General features: G+C 39.1%; 13 protein-coding genes. 3 read left to right on the forward strand and 10 right to left on the reverse strand.

Annotated features, from left to right (window positions below; all coding sequences use genetic code 11):
• The first annotated feature begins 110 nt into the window (after window positions 1–110).
• The gene (ahpF, locus tag C502_RS0111125; protein WP_018678895.1) at window positions 111–1,676 is read left to right on the forward strand and encodes an alkyl hydroperoxide reductase subunit F; all 1,566 of its coding nucleotides are present in this window, start codon (window positions 111–113) and stop codon (window positions 1,674–1,676) included.
• Window positions 1,677–1,833: 157 nt separating this feature from the next.
• Entirely contained in the window at window positions 1,834–2,178 is a 345-nt protein-coding gene (locus tag C502_RS0111130; RefSeq protein ID WP_018678896.1) for a hypothetical protein, read from the forward strand.
• A gap of 60 nt (window positions 2,179–2,238) precedes the next feature.
• On the opposite strand, the gene C502_RS0111135 is transcribed toward C502_RS0111130, so the two are convergent.
• Both C502_RS0111135 and C502_RS0111140 read right to left on the reverse strand, forming a co-directional pair.
• Window positions 2,239–2,850 carry a glutathione binding-like protein gene (locus C502_RS0111135; RefSeq protein ID WP_018678897.1) on the reverse strand — a complete coding sequence of 204 codons (612 nt, stop codon included), beginning with the start codon at window positions 2,848–2,850 and terminating at the stop codon, window positions 2,239–2,241.
• A 241-nt stretch (window positions 2,851–3,091) separates the two neighbouring features.
• A complete protein-coding gene (locus tag C502_RS0111140; RefSeq protein ID WP_018678898.1) occupies window positions 3,092–5,560 on the reverse strand; it encodes an ExeM/NucH family extracellular endonuclease in 2,469 nt (822 codons plus the stop codon).
• A gap of 184 nt (window positions 5,561–5,744) precedes the next feature.
• On the opposite strand from C502_RS0111140, the gene trmB reads away from it, so the two are divergent.
• Window positions 5,745–6,461, forward strand: a complete 717-nt coding sequence (gene trmB, locus C502_RS0111145) for a tRNA (guanosine(46)-N7)-methyltransferase TrmB (protein ID WP_018678899.1) — start codon at window positions 5,745–5,747, stop codon at window positions 6,459–6,461.
• Window positions 6,462–6,934: 473 nt separating this feature from the next.
• Here trmB and C502_RS0111150 read toward each other — a convergent pair whose 3' ends face one another.
• From C502_RS0111150 to C502_RS0111185, 8 genes are all read right to left on the reverse strand, one after another.
• The gene (locus tag C502_RS0111150) at window positions 6,935–7,162 is read right to left on the reverse strand and encodes a hypothetical protein (protein ID WP_018678900.1); all 228 of its coding nucleotides are present in this window, start codon (window positions 7,160–7,162) and stop codon (window positions 6,935–6,937) included.
• A gap of 539 nt (window positions 7,163–7,701) precedes the next feature.
• The gene (locus tag C502_RS0111155) at window positions 7,702–8,037 is read right to left on the reverse strand and encodes a DUF3325 domain-containing protein (protein WP_018678901.1); all 336 of its coding nucleotides are present in this window, start codon (window positions 8,035–8,037) and stop codon (window positions 7,702–7,704) included.
• Window positions 8,037–9,734 carry a PepSY-associated TM helix domain-containing protein gene (locus C502_RS0111160; protein WP_018678902.1) on the reverse strand — a complete coding sequence of 566 codons (1,698 nt, stop codon included), beginning with the start codon at window positions 9,732–9,734 and terminating at the stop codon, window positions 8,037–8,039. The genes C502_RS0111155 and C502_RS0111160 overlap by 1 nt, the downstream gene beginning before the upstream one ends.
• Before the next feature lie 4 nt (window positions 9,735–9,738).
• Window positions 9,739–10,086 (reverse strand): DUF3649 domain-containing protein, encoded by a 348-nt coding sequence (locus C502_RS0111165; RefSeq protein ID WP_018678903.1) that lies wholly within the window; start codon window positions 10,084–10,086, stop codon window positions 9,739–9,741.
• A 60-nt stretch (window positions 10,087–10,146) separates the two neighbouring features.
• Window positions 10,147–12,981 (reverse strand): TonB-dependent receptor domain-containing protein, encoded by a 2,835-nt coding sequence (locus C502_RS0111170; RefSeq protein WP_018678904.1) that lies wholly within the window; start codon window positions 12,979–12,981, stop codon window positions 10,147–10,149.
• Window positions 12,982–13,226: 245 nt separating this feature from the next.
• Entirely contained in the window at window positions 13,227–14,006 is a 780-nt protein-coding gene (locus tag C502_RS0111175) for a Rossmann-like and DUF2520 domain-containing protein (RefSeq protein ID WP_018678905.1), read from the reverse strand.
• A gap of 158 nt (window positions 14,007–14,164) precedes the next feature.
• Window positions 14,165–14,722, reverse strand: coding sequence for a hypothetical protein (locus C502_RS0111180; protein WP_018678906.1), 558 nt, complete (start codon window positions 14,720–14,722; stop codon window positions 14,165–14,167).
• Between the two features lie 173 nt (window positions 14,723–14,895).
• Complete coding sequence (locus C502_RS0111185; RefSeq protein ID WP_018678907.1) at window positions 14,896–16,131, reverse strand: dihydroorotase; 1,236 nt, start codon at window positions 16,129–16,131, stop codon at window positions 14,896–14,898.
• Window positions 16,132–16,139: the final 8 nt, after the last annotated feature.

The following is a 16,139-nucleotide window of genomic DNA, read 5'->3' on the forward strand; positions in this document are numbered from 1 at the left end:
CCGATTATTTTCATAAAAACATACTGTTTTACCTATTTATATATTTTGCGTACTATAGCTTCATTGAATGAATTTAGCTGATTTAAACTGCTTAGAATTTGGAGAAATACATGTTAGATCAAAATATTAAAACGCAATTAAAAGCTTATTTAGAACGTTTAGAAAGTCCAATCGAGTTGGTCGCTGCTTTAGATGACTCGGACAAAGCCGCAAAGATCAAAGAACTTGTGACTGAAATTGCAGAACTTTCTGATCAAGTCACGGCACGTTTTGATGGTTCAAATACTCGCCGTCCTAGTTTCGGTGTAGCCAAAGCAGGCGAACAACCACGTGTGTTCTTTGCTGGTTTACCGATGGGACATGAGTTCACTTCTTTGATCTTGGCTTTATTACAAGTGTCAGGTTATGCGCCTAAAGTGTCTGATGATGTGTTAAATCAAATCAAAGGCTTAAACTTGAACTCAAATTTTGACGTGTTTGTCTCATTGAGCTGCCATAACTGTCCAGATGTGGTTCAAGCCTTAAACTTGATTGCCATCTACAATCCAAATGCAACTGCAACCATGATTGATGGCGGTTTCTTCCAAGATGAAGTTGAAGAACGTAAAATCTTGGCTGTGCCAATGCTGTTCCAAGACAACGAACATATTGGACAAGGTCGTATGACTTTGGAAGAAATTGTTGCTAAGTTAGATACCAACTCAGCTGAGAAAGATGCCACAGCACTCAATGCCAAAGATGCTTTTGATGTATTGGTGATCGGTGGTGGCCCTGCAGGTGGTACAGCGGCGATCTACGCAGCACGTAAAGGCATCAAAACAGGTATCGTTGCTGAACGCTTTGGTGGTCAGGTCATGGATACCATGGACATTGAGAACTTCACCACAGTTCAAAAAACCGTAGGTCCAAAGTTTGCTCAAGATATGGAAGCGCATGTACGTGAATATGGCGTGGACATTATGAACTTGCAACGCGTGAGTAAAATCACAGGTGCAGATCAAACTGCCAATGGTCTGGTTGAAGTTGAATTGGAAAATGGGGCTAAGCTTGAATCGAAAACCATTATTCTTTCAACAGGTGCACGTTGGAGAGAAATGAATGTACCGGGTGAAGCTGAATACCGTACCCGTGGTGTAGCGTACTGCCCACACTGTGATGGCCCACTCTTCAAAGGCAAGCGTGTTGCGGTGATTGGTGGGGGTAACTCAGGTGTAGAAGCAGCAATTGACCTTGCAGGAATTGTAGAGCATGTGACGTTAGTTGAGTTTGATACCAAGCTTCGTGCAGATCAAGTGTTGCAAGACAAGTTAAATAGCTTGCCAAATACCACTGTGATTTTGAATGCACTCAGTACAGAAGTGGTGGGTGATGGTGCTCAAGTAACGGCGTTGAAATATAAAGATCGTGCCACTGATGTTGAACATACGGTAGAACTTGCCGGAATCTTTGTACAAATCGGTTTATTACCGAACACCGATTTCTTGAAAAACAGTGCCGTTGAACTCAGCAATCGTGGTGAGATTGTGATTAATGATCGTAACGAAACCAATGTCAAAGGTGTATTTGCCGCAGGTGACTGTACCACCGTGCCGTACAAGCAAATCATTATTGCGACAGGTGAAGGCGCGAAAGCTTCTCTATCAGCTTTTGACTATATGATTCGATCTGGGGTTTAAAACGATCTAAAACATGTCTACGCATTTACATTTCCAAATGTAAGTGCGTGTTTTTACAAGTTATCAACAAATTTTCAACTTTATTATTCATACAGTTTATGTTTATATTTTCGCTATCCATACCTATTGGATGCCACAAAGAAAAGGAAACATGAAAATGAATAAATTACTTGTTGCATTAGGTCTCGCTGCTACTGTTGCGCTTGTAGGCTGTAATAAAGATAAAGCACCTGAAACAGGCGCAACAACGGGTGAACACTTAGAACATGCTGCTGAACAAGCTGGTGCTGATGTCCAAACAGCAACGAATGCAGCTGCTAGCAATGTTGCAACCGCGGTAGATACAGCGAGTGATCAAATTGATGCTGCTGCAGACCATACCGCTAACGCAACGGCTGAAGCGGCTGCAAAAACCGAGGCTGCTGCACGTGATGCAACCGCTAAAGTTGCTGGTGCGGTAGAATCAACTGCGGCGGATGTAAAAGAAAAAGCGCAACAATAATTTTTTGTTTGCATTAAAAAAGCCTCTGATCACAGAGGCTTTTTTAATGCAAACAAAAAACTAACCTAATAATCCTTCATCACGCATTGCAATTTGTACGGACTGACGTTCAGCCACTTTATTCCGTAAAGCGATGATATGAATATAAGGTGTTAAGTCATGTTCAATATGATTTGACCAATTTGTAATTACAAATAAGTACGCATCTGCTGGTCCAAAATTATCATCAACTAAATAATCATATTCTGATTCAGCTAAATAGTTATCAATATATTTAAGCAAACGATCAACTTCAGCATAAGCTTTGATTTTTTCATCAGCAGTTAACTGCCCACTAAAGAAAACAGCATAGGCATCATGCAACTCTGAATTTAAATATCCTAACCATTCAAGAACTTTGGCACGTCCCATCCCTGATGGTGGAATTAAATCCTGCTTCGGATCGTGCTGAGCTAGAAACGGTAAAATCGCAACGTTCTCAGTCAAAATCAAACCTGGGTTAATCTCTAAAGCTGGAACATAACCTTTTGGATTAATTTCATAATAATCAGCCCCTTTAGAGGTTTTATGTGTTCTTAGATCAACGCGTTCTAAATCAAAATCTACATTTATTTCATTTAAAATAATATGTGCTGCCAATGAGCAAGCACCAGGTGAATAATACAACTTCATGTGTGATCCTTGTTATCTAACTCTTATGTTCTAAATCGCTTTACGTTAATTTGCAAAATATGTTTCCACAAATTTGTCAAAAAAAGTAAAAAATACTTAATCATCTGACTATTAGTGAAATTACATGATTTTGCAAGTAGTCTTATGTCAATTTTTTATTATCATCGTATATATCCTGTTCAAACAGATCAGATTTTTAAGGCGTATAGAAAACACCAACACCCCTCTCTTTTTGTATAGATCAACGTTTTTTTCTTGAATAAAGCGAATAACTTGCTAAACCGAATAACCCTAAGATGGATAACCACCCAAAACTCCCCGATGAAGTATTTGACGGTGAAGGTCTATTCTCGGCATCACTCATATCAAGATCAACAATTACAGGATCATGATCTGAAGAGCGATAAGCATTTTCTGAGAAAAATAATGCTTTCTGCGCATCCGTTTTATATTCTTCGTTGTAATCTAAAACGGTTGCTTCATCGGCATTGATGTGCCAAGCAAATGCTTTTTTTACTTTGCGATATAGATTTACATCGGCAATCGCATGGTCTAAATTGCCTGCACCGCCATAACCCTCAGCATTACTTGCTACACCAAACACATAACTATAAGCTTGTTCGCCTTGCCCTACCACTTTGTCATTTAACAAGACTTTATAATTCGCTTTTTCAAAGACTTGAATCGGGTCTTCTTTGGCATAACTATTCATATCACCTAAAAGTAAAATATTTGGCTTTTCGACTTGCGTTGGGTTTTTCACCATCCATTGAACCAATTGTTCGACAGCTTTCACACGTGTTGGATTCCAACAACCTTGGCCATCTTTTTGATCGGCATCTGTTGTTTGAGTATCAACACCAGTACACCCCTTAGATTTCAAATGATTTGGAATAATCGTGAACATTTGCTTTCCAGAAATCGGTTGGAAAGTTTGCGCAATCGTTGTTCTATTCTTATCACCTAAATCAAGCACAACTGGTTTATTGACAGGTTTTACACGTTTACTGTTATAAATAATGGCAACAGCAATCACATCCGTTCCCAAGCGATCTTGATTTTCAGGAATCACATATTTCCAATCAGCGCCTAAAGCTTGGGTTAAATACGCAATTGCACTATTTTTATCATAGCCATTGTTTGCGATTTCCATCAAACCATACACATCCGCATCAATTGCCTTTAATGCTTTGATAATTTTACGATGTTGTTTATCAAACTCCGTTTGGCTCGTTGCACCACGTTCAGTAGGGAAACCTGTTTTACCATTATCATAATTCAAGACATTGAATGCTGCTGCACGAATCAGATTAGTATCTTTCACTGCAATATTCTGTCTCAATTGAGTATTGCTCACGACCTCTGGCAGGCTACGCCCTTGTATAGGCTGGATACGCCAACCATTAAAGCGATATTCTAAAATCCCTTCAACATTTTTAAGTTGATCGCCTGAGCGTAAGCTATTTATTGCACTAAAATTCTGCGGCAACCAAGGTGTTCTGTTTTGATTATTATAACCATCATCCAAAATAATCTTTGATAACAAATTTTTCTGTGCAAGTGCTTTTGCCTCAGCGGACAAAGGTGGATATAAATTAGTCGGAATGAACAATCGCTCCTTACTCAGTGACAACTCACCGAAGCGACCATAATTATAGTTTTCACTGATGGTTAAAGTCTGTGGCAATTTCACCAACATCCCTTGATAAAGTTGCGGTGAATTTGCAGTTAATTCAGCCAAACTATTAAATGGTAAATCAACGCTTTTAGGCTGTACTTGACTTGCGGCATTGAGATTACAGGTCAAAATGTCTTGCTGTAACTGATCAATCTGTAATTGGTTTTGATAGGCAGTCAAACGCCCCCGTAGGATCACCTCATCTCCAACTTTTCCACCTTTAACTGAGCTACTCGCTGGGATATAAACAAAAATCGCATTACTCAAATTTGCTTTGGCTTTGCTATCAACCGTTTGAATATAGAAACCCGAAAAACCATTTTCATAACGATAATCCGCAGTGATCACACCACGGAGCGTATAGTTTTGCCCTTGAGTTACTTTATTATTTAAATCTGCAATCGCGGTGTCCGTACTAGAGCAACTCACTGTTTCACTGACAGGAGGTGTTGTTGCTGAACCCGTTATATTTGAAAAATCATTCCGATCCTTCCATGCACGCCATGAACCATCTAAATCAAATGCTGTTGCTGTTGCTGGATCAATTTCAGTTACAGGATTCACCGTTTGCAAGCGAGTAAAACTATTCGCTTTACTGATGGTAGTTGTTCCCCAACCGCCTGATGTAGGTTGTTCACCTAGTCGTCCAAAACGATCAATCACTTTCCCTTTATAAACTAATAATATTGCATCATCGCCATTAAACGTAAATCCAGCGACTTGATTAACCTTATCCCCTAGCTCAGTTTGTAATGCAGCATGTCCAACTAGAAAGCGCCCCTTACTTTTAAGGTTCCCATTCAAAGGAAAAACCAAAGGCTTCAACGTCGTGCCATTATTAAACTGTTGGATCTCATAATCAGCCAAGTTAACCGATGTCACATCTGGATTATAAATTTCTAATCCCTTCTTATTGCTATTACCATCAATATACTGGCTAAACATCAACTGCGCATGTGCCACAGAAAATATCGAAGATGCACCCAACAATCCTAAACAAACTGCAATCGAATGGAATTTAAAGTTTTTCATAAATTTTTTACTTAATGTTCAAATCGACATTAGGCTATTCAATCTGTGTGACAACGACATGAAGAATTTTTTACAAGTTTTAGGCAATCAAAAAAATGAACTCTTAAATAAAGTCATTTAAACATTTGACTTGACCACCTGAACACTTAAAATACGGCATTTCTATCCTTATATCTCCAGAATCATGTCAAACGATCAGTTAGAAACGCAAATTACGGAACTCGACAATTTGCCAGAGCACCGTGAAATTGTGACGTTTATGCGTCGTTCAGCCCCGCTCAATACTTCACAACGTACTGCTTTAGAAGATTATCGTGATTTAATTTTGGAATATCCTGCTGGCGATTTACGTCAACACTTTGAACACCCTGAGCGCCCATTAACAGTCGAAATCGGCTTTGGTATGGGTCGTTCTTTAATGTTAATGGCAAAGGCAAATCCTGAGCGTAACTTTGTCGGGATTGAAGTGCATATCCCTGGTATCGCACAATGTGTGTATGAAGTCGGTATGGCTGGTTTAAAGAACTTGTTTGTACTCGATGCAGATGCAATCCAAGTACTACGTGAAATGCCAGACAATAGCATTAACTGTATACAGCTTTACTTCCCAGACCCATGGCAGAAAAAACGTCACTTTAAACGTCGTTTTGTGATTCACGAGCGTATGCAACTGGTTGAACAAAAGTTAGAGCTTGGAGGTACATTCCATGCTGCAACTGACTGGGAACCGTATGCAGAATGGATGCTTGACGTTTTAGATCATCGTCCTAATCTAGAAAATCTAGCAGGTAAAGGCAATAGCTACCCTCGCCCTGAATGGCGTCCAGTGACTAAATTCGAACGTCGTGGTCTCGAATCAGGTCACAAAATCAATGATTTTATTTTCAAGAAAATAAAGTAAATAAATCATATTGTTCAACCAAATCCATCTTTAAAACAAGTTTATAGCATTAAATATATGATATTTAATGCTATATTACCACCTAATAGTATCTAAAAATTTTCTACCAGTGCTATACTTTTTTAGTCCCCAAAAAGTATCAAAAATAATTTCTTGAATTAGTCTCAAGGAATATCAAAATGAATACAACAACAAATACATTCGTATTTTCAACCGATAGAGAAATTCAATCTTATAAAGGTAAAGAAAAAAGATATAACCAAAGATAAATTAAACAATAGTTTATCCATTGATATTAAATCAACAAGAAGAAAAACATGGATATATAGGTATACATTTGATAAAAATAGGAAATTATTATTCTTGAACCTTATCCTGATGTTCCATTAAAAGATGCTGGGCAACTAACAGATGAAGCAGCAATAAAATTTGGCAAAAATTTATCGTTGCTAAAATAAATCAAATGCCAAATTTTAGACCTCAACAACATCGGTAATCGCTGGTTTGAGTATTGGAGTTTGGATATTGAGCTGCTGGGTAATATGTGCCGCAACAAACTTAGCATCGTTTGCAATATCTAAGAAACGACCTGAGCCCGCATGTGTATAGTATCGCTTCGGTTGAAAATACTCGGAGAGAAATATGTTGCGATTAAATACAGTAATGTTACTTATAATTGCATTAATGGTTGGATCATTCAAAGGGACAGATATCTATGGTCGATTTTGTGAGATAGAGAAACAAAATTGTAAAGTAAGAATCCTTTATTGAGAAAATTCTACAGAAAATCATTCATTACCCCCTAAGGCTAAAAAAAGACGTAAATTAGCTCCTTTATTAAAGACATATAATCAAAAGATTAATAAAAGAAGAATAGGCATTGAACATGTATTTGGAATATTAAAGGCCTCCAATATCCTTGCTGAGCACTATCGCAATAGAGAGAAAAGACTTGGCTTAGGATTCAATTTGATTGCAGGTATTCATAATTTAGAGCTGAATAAAATATGATTTATGAAAGAAGTCGCCTATTAATCCAGATTTTAAAAAAAATTAAAAAAGATATTTAAACAGGAATATGGGATGCCTTAATGCACCCCTTATATTCTAATTCAAAACCTGTACCGACTGCTGCAACCCTTTCTGAATATCCTGAACATGGGTCAGATCATAGGTCTGTTGAGACTGTAGAGATATTTAGTGCTATCTTAGTTTCACATATAATTCCCTATGCTAAATATTAAATCAAGATCACAATAAGCAGTAGCCCAAATACAACAGTGACAATCACATTCGCCTGCAAGAGTTTTTTAGGGTGATAAGTCAATAATAACCCCACTGCCAAAGCAGCAAAAGTGATACACCCCAACCACTCAGATAAACCGACCGAAGCCCCCTTAATATAAATCATGACCAGCGCAGAGAGGAGCAAAACCACCCAGCCTGCGATTTCAAAACGGCGACTGTTTTGTGCTGAAATCTGAGCACTAAAAATATCACGCTGATGCTTACTCATCCCACAGGCAAGTGCCGATAACGCCACCACAGCAACACACCACAACATCAATGCAGCCATTATGCTTGCTCCTGTCCAGCTTGAACTTTAGGCTGTTTTTTCTGCTTCACCGCCAAACCTTGGTAACGCTTTAACTTGAAATAAGAATAGATAAAAATCAGACCCAAAATAATACACACCAGATCAAAACTGGCGATCATCCATTGTCCATGATAGATACTCATCCACAGTGCCTGACCGCCTGTTAAGAAGTTTAGAATTGGCATAAACAGGAACAATACCGCTGCTAAAGCCAGCTGTTCCAACCATGCGGGACGATGCGCTCGAATAGCCGCATGAATTAAACACAGCAGCCATACAATAAAGAACACATTAATCTCTAGTGGAGAACGTTCTGCCAATTGAGCTGGGATAAAACGATTGGCAATGAAATAAGCTGCGCAGGCAATCGGTAAACCTGTGATTGCGGTAATATTCAGCACTTCAACCACACGATGGCCAAAAGGCTTATAGCCCAATTTCTGTACATCTGGAATTCGTTTTACCACCCACAAGATCAGACCTGAGGCCACCATCATAGTACCCAAGATACCCGATAAAAATAATAACCAACGTAGAACTGAATCCACCCCATGTGCCATATGTAACCATGTCACTAGGGTATAAATGGCTTTTGAAGTTGAATTTACAGGTTTGGCTTCATCAATCAATTGTCCTGTCACTGCATTAAACTTCATTGAAGGAATACTTTCTCGATCAAGCAATGTGGTGGTACGGGTTGCATTAAATTGAACGTCTGCTTCAACGGTATTCGGTTTATTCACTCGAATTGAAGCAATCGGGTTATCCTCCCAACCTTGTTGAACGTATTGACTCAATGTCAGCAAATTTACCATCGGTGCTGCTGCAAGCACAGGCGCCGCATGTTCAGCCTCACCGCGACGGCCACCGCCTCGATTACCACGTCCATCTTCGGCAGCTTCCTTTTGTTTTTGCTCTGCCAATAAGCGTGCTTGTTCAGGTGTTTTGGCGACGGGCTCATTCAGCATCTGATAGAAATTCTGACCATTTCCATAATGGCTGTCCATCGCCCAAGGCATAAACATAAACATCAATAGCAACAAGCCACTAAAGGTGATCATGATATGAAAAGGTAAGGCAAATACCGCTGTTGCATTATGCCCATCAAGCCATGAACGCTGACCTTTGGCTGGACGGAAGGTAAAGAAATCCTTGAAAATCTTTTTATGGGTGATAATACCGCTGATGATCGCCACAAACATGAATAAGGTTGCGATACCGACGATCCAGCGCCCCCAAATACGCGGCATGCCATAGAGTTCAAAATGGAAACGATATAAGAAACCTCCACCACGCGTTTCACGTGCTTTAATCTCTTGTCCCGTTTGTGCATCTAAATAGATTTCACCTCCACGACGACGACCTTCACCCGGCTTACGGATATTCAGCATAATGGCTGGTTGGCGTTCATTGGCAAAACGGATATTCCAACTTTCGGCAGGTTGCCCATTTTGCTGCAAATACTGTAATGCATAACCCAGTTGTTGCTGCTGTGAGGTACTATTCACAGACTGATGCAATTCGGGTTTCATCCACACCGTAATTTCATTTTGGAAAAAACTGAGCGTGCCCGTCAGAAAAACGGCGTAAAGTAGCCATCCCAAGAGCAAGCTGGTCCATGTATGTAACCATGACATCGACTGGCGTGGGCCTTCATTTTTACCATCAACACGCATGACTTTACCCTTTTAAAAACCAATACATCAACGTCATCAATACACTGGGAACAATGACTCCCAACCAGACTTTCAAAGTCGAGTTGACCAGAAACACCCAAATAAACACGGCACAATGAATCACAAATGCCAGCATGGTCGCCCCAAACACGGCATTGGCTTTTAAAGGCTCAGTGGTAAACAAAGCCCCCATCAACATTGCTGCAATCGCAGCAAAGTAATAACCACCAAAAATAGCCAAGACAAAACGTGAAAAAATCATCAATCGATATTTAATCAATGATGATTGTTCCACCTTCTTTTTTGTGACCCTTTTGGCGGAGGCCAAGGGCACAGACGCTTCAATATTCATAAAAGACACCCAGTCAGGTGACGATGATGCAAAATAATCGCCACCAGCATTTCAGGAAGATTAGAAAGAAAACTTAAGGTTTAGATAATATTGGCGACCACGGACATCACTATATTTGCTGAGGTATGATTGCGTTCCAGACATGTCGACCGTGTAATCGTTAAATAAATTTTGAATACCGAAGCTCAGTTCGCTTGAGCTGTGTTTTAGCAACTTACTGCTCGGCAATTTCACTTTGGCAAAAATGTCATGATAAATTTGATCTTCGATTTTTAATTTTTGATCGGCACGACCCGTTTGATTCAAAATCGCAGAAGCATCAACCATTTCGTACGAACCATAATATTGGCTTGCCCAACCAAAACCCCAATTGTCATTGGCTTGTAGATAAATCGAAGCATTGGCACGATTTTTCAGGGGTGCATCCGAGACCGCACCACCAACCACACTGACAAAATTCTTCTCTGGATCAATCAAATTATGTTGTTGGCGATATTCATTGACATGGGTATAGCCCAAATTAAAGGTAGTTTCTCCAATCACACTATCAAAGCGATAATTTAAGTTGGTATCGATCCCACTGGTTTTAAGGTTTAAAGCGTTGAAGGGCGTGATATCAATTGAAACCACATCGCCAGCTTGATTGCGTTGAATACGGCTACCATATTTGCTTTGATTATCTAAAATATATTGCGCACTGATCGAACTGATATTATTGGTTTTTTTGATGTTGTAATAATCAATGGATAGGCGTAAATCAGGAATCGCCTCTGGGGTTAACACAATCCCGGCATTAATACTTTTTGAGCTTTCTGGGGTTAGATCAGGATTACCGCCAGAAATGCTTTCATACGTGCTAATAATTTTTCCTGTTGTAGGATCGGTTAATGTCGCGCCCGTCACTTGGGTCGAAGTCGCTTGAGAAATCTGCGAAACCGATGGTGTAACAAAGCCTTCACTATAAGACGCACGGAACATCAATTGATCATTCGGTGCGAAGCGGAAACCTACTGTTGGCGTGATCGCATCAAATTTCGATTTACCTGAATCATGATAATTTAAAAACTTGGAACGATAGCCTGTAGCAGGATCAATTTTACTGTCATATTGCGGTATCTTGGCTTGGACATTGAAATCCTCATAACGTGCAGCCAGTTGCACATCGAGTAATTTGGCGAAAGGCAAATTCAGCTCAGGGGAAATCAGGGGAATATTAAATTCCGTGTAAACGCTGGAAGCATTGCTCTTACGCTCGGCAGGTTTTACCCAAGGATTATCGACATGTTGATGATCCGCAAAGCCTTCACTTTCATAACGGCGATGCTCAATCCCCGTTGCCAATCGAATATCGCCTGCATACCATTTTGCAATTGGACCTGTGGCTCGAATCGAGAAATCATTTAAGGTCTGCTGTGTATTATTTTTTGGATAGTTCCAGTATTTTGAAATTAGGTTAGTTGGTGTAGTGGTAAAATCTTGCAAAAAATCAATTGCATTATTAGCGGTATCTTTGTTCCATGCACTGGCTTTCGGATTGTTGCTGCCTTTACGCGTATAACGTTGACGAATATCCGATTTACTCCATGCATAATCTGCCGAGAGTATCCATTCTGGTGTAAGGTCAAAGGTAAAGCCTGTTGCTACTTTCTTCTGGGTGGTTTCAAATGTGTCCTTGGCATAGGCTCCTAGGCTATTCAAGCTCAAAGGATAGTTGACTAAAATATCCTTGCCAAAAGGATTATGCGGACTATCTTTGCTGACCGTCACCACCCCATAACCATGCGGTGAGGTATTAAATGACCAACCCTCTTCTTTTTCATAGCCCGCCTCAAGAAACACATTCAGACGGTCACTGAAATCACGATTTAAAGAAAGGCCAAATGCTTCTGTCTTGGTATCGTAAAGTAATCCCTCTTTATCCGACCAAGCACTGACTCCATCTGACAAACCTAATGCATAGCCTTGCCCCAGTTTGCTCAGATCGCCATTCCAACCTTTAGGAAGATGCGCCATAGATGAGCCCCATCCTGGCACTAATTCAGAACCATCTTTACTACGAATATTGGTTAAATTGCCTGCAGGCGGGTTGACCTTGTCTCCAATAAGACTATTCGGATTATTTTTTAAAATATTTTGGCGAGATTTATTTTTCCAGTCACGTTCACTGGCCAACAAGCTATCTTGGTCTTTTTTGGAAACGGTCAACATCACATGGGTACGGCCATCTTCCAGAGAAAAACCTGAAACCAAATTAAAAGATTTGGCGGGTTGTTGATTATCCACGGTATCGCTATAGCGCACATTTACTTCAGTGCCAACATAGTCTTTACGTAAAATTACATTGATCACACCACCAATCGCCCCACTACCATAAATCGCAGCGGCTGATGTCGGTAATACTTCAATCCGTTCAATTGCAGCCAATGGAATATTATTTAAATTAGGCTGATCGGTAGATTCAGAAGTACCACGACTACCTGTTCCCGCACTACGACGGCCATTAATCAACACTAAAGTTTGACTGGCGCCAAGCCCACGTAAATTAATTTGACTCGATGTGCCGGAGAAATAACTGGAATTATTGGTTGAGGTCGCCATTGGCAATACTTTAGACAATAACTCGGTGACTGTGGTGGTACCTGAGCGCTCAATCTCTTCCCGCTCAATCATAGTGTAGGCTTGGACATCGTCTTCGGTTCGCGGAATATCCATATTGCCCGATTTATAGGCAACGTCTTCTTTTGCTGCAGTAACAGAAATCGTTGGAAGTACCGATATATTTTCTAAAGTGTTCTGTGCAGATACTGATGGAGTGAACATCACAAATAAAACAGAAGTATAAAGTGTTGTTCTAATAAAACTCGGTAAGGTAGGAGATAAATTTTGTTCTAACATGTAAGAACCTTAATTCATTATTAAAAATTTGGTGAATAATACATAAAATAAACAAAAATAACAATACTAATGATAATTATTCTCATTTATATGAAATTACCCTATCCTCGCCTTCGACCTCACCTTATCTTATTGATTTTTATACTTTATTAAAAATAAAATTTATTATTTTTAAACTAGTTAATACTTTAGACTTCCGTTAACAAAATCGAATTTATTTTGAAATATGCTATTTATCAACTAAATTAATGCAAATGATGTCTTTTAAAAATACCCTCGCTCATTAACTCATAAAGTTTATTTAAATCCTCTCGCTGAGATACTGCCAAGAGTTGGCTATGCATATTCAAAATATTTTGATCTCCACGCATCGCAGGGCCAGTTTGCATCAGTTTAGGATCACTTACTGTTACTTTATTCGCTGTCTCAACGATTAATGGAAAAAGCAAACTAAAATCAACTTGCTCCGCATCAACGATTTGCTTTGCCATGTCATAACAATAATTACTAAAATTACAAGCAAACACAGCAGCTAGATGTAAAGTCTGCCGCTGTTTAGAACTATATTGATACACACGATTGCTAAGACTATGTGCTAATACGGTCAATAATGCTAAATCATCAGCATGACTCGCCTCCACAAATAAAGGGGTTTCAGACCAATCAACTTCTCTTTCAAAACTGAAGGTTTGCAACGGATAAAAAACACCCACTCGCGGATGTATTTGTCCGAGTGTATCTAAACTCGTACTGCCTGAAGTATGAACAATAAGACTGTTTGGTAAATATGTTGCTATAGATTGAATAACAGCAGGAATTGACTGATCACTGACGGCAACAATCACCAAATCTGTTTGTTGATTGAGTTGTTCACTTTGATTGATTGCCTGTGCATTCACTTGGTTTGCTAAAGCTTTTGCGTGGTCTAAATTTCTACTAAAAATTTGAACAATTTGGTGCTCTACCCCTAATGTCGTTGCTAAATGCGTGGCAACTCGTCCAGCACCAATCAATGTAATTCGCATAATATTATCTAAGATACTTTCTCAGTGTAAGCATGCCAAGAAAAAATAGGTGAATCAATTGTTCTTAATCTAAATAACTTATCAATGAATTTGATCTGTCTAATCCTTAAACAAATAAAATTCAATCTAGTTTTCTATACTCCCTAACTAAATTGACATTACAATAGCCAGAGGATGAATAGAACTAGAGCCGTAAAGCCAAAGATAAATAATAAAAGATAGTTTTTATACCCTACAAGTTCTGTTGTATTTATCAAATTTGACTCTGAAGCAGATAAACTTGTTATCAACCCTAAAGGAGTCAGTAAAGCAACGGCCCATTCAGAAACATATGCACGAATTGAATCAGCATATTGTTCCAAATAATGAATAATACTTGGAGTATCATTTCCTGCTTCACTCGTTAATGCTGCGAGGCATTTCGGAATAGCTTGGTTAATGATTTGTTCTGCCTCAAAAGTTGTTAATCGACCACTTACCAAGTTTGTTAGCAAAACATTTTTAGCTTGATCATTTTGTTCTAATAAATCAGATAGTGAAGGCACAATCACGTATTTTAATTTTTGAATTAAATTTGGCTTAGTCACTAAAATTGATAGAAAAATTGGATAAAATTTGGATAATAATACACTTTTTTCTTTTGCCAACCCATCTGGAGTATTTAAAAGTACTGAACTTACCTTTTGTCTTAGCAATTCTATTGGATTTATAGACATTTTAATCACTCCAACAATTGGTAGTTATATACCTTATTTTTTAATTTTATGCTGTTTTCGTATTTATTACTTGCATATTATTTTATTGCTGTTGCTCTATTTTTACAATTAAAAATATTTTACAAAGCAGAATAAGACCGTATCAGTTCACTTATTCTGCTGAATTTTATAGATTATGATATAAAAATATCAATAACCTTACCAATTAAAGTTTGCCCAAACAACGGCGTATTTTTCCCCTGAGAAATGATTGTTTCTTTAGAGACCAACCATTCTAATTCTGGATCAACCAAAACCCAACCTGCTTCTTGCTGCCATCGCTCAGTCATATTTGCAACTTGTGCAGGAATTGAACTCACTTTTTCAACCCACTCTAATGGTTCAAACAGACCTTCTTGAATCAGTTGCACACCCAAAGCGACATAAGTATCAAAAGCCGTTATTCCTGGTTGCGTTTCTGCAAAAGGTGCCATTTTCGCTGAGCTACTTAATGGTTCGTGATGGGTACAAATTGCATCAATCACCCCTTCCTTAACCCCTTGACGCAACAATGCTTTATCTTGCTCAGAACGTAATGGTGGACGAACATGCGCAAGTGAGTTAAAACCATCGGTCAATTGTTCAGTTAAATGCAATTGATGCATTGCCACATCCGCAGTCACTGGCAAACCTTTGGCTTTAGCTGCACGAATCAATTCAACTGATGCACCACAAGACAATAAGCCAAAATGTGCTTTCACACCCGTTGCTTCAATCATGAGTAAATACTTTGCAATGGCAACTGTTTCAGCAAGCGCAGGAATCATTGGTAAACCTTGACGAGAGGCAATAAAGCCTTCATGCGCACAACCATCTTTTGCCAATTGTGGTTCTTCTGCATAAAACACCACAGTCAAGTCCAAGCCAGCTGCATATTCAAGCGTACGAATAACAACATCATCGTTTTCAAATGCTGCATTGGCATTGGAAACGGCAGTACAACCACCTTTCTTTAAACCTGCCATATTCGCTGGTTGTTTACCATTTAAGCCTTGTGTCTGTGCGCCAATGATGTGCAGATGAATACCGCCATCTAATTGTGCTTTTTCGATTAAACCATGAATAAGCGCACCATTATCTTGCACAATTGGCTTTGAGTCAGGTGGTGTAATGACATGCAAAATACCATTGGCACGTGCAGCTTTGCCTTCTGACTTTAAAGTGCCATGTTGCTGCTGACCTGGTTCACGTAAACGAGCGCACAAATCGACCATTGTTGGCATTAACCATTTGCCTTGTCCATCAATCGTTTCATCAACTTGGTCTACGGCACCAATCAACTTGCCATTTTCAATATAAACTGTTTGAACTTGATCAGTTTTTTGAATTGGATCGAGCACACGGACATTTTCAATTTTTACAATACTCATGTGATCTA

Origin of the sequence: Acinetobacter tjernbergiae DSM 14971 = CIP 107465 (assembly GCF_000374425.1) — a bacterium.
In the GTDB taxonomy this organism is placed as follows: Bacteria; Pseudomonadota; Gammaproteobacteria; order Pseudomonadales; family Moraxellaceae; genus Acinetobacter; species Acinetobacter tjernbergiae.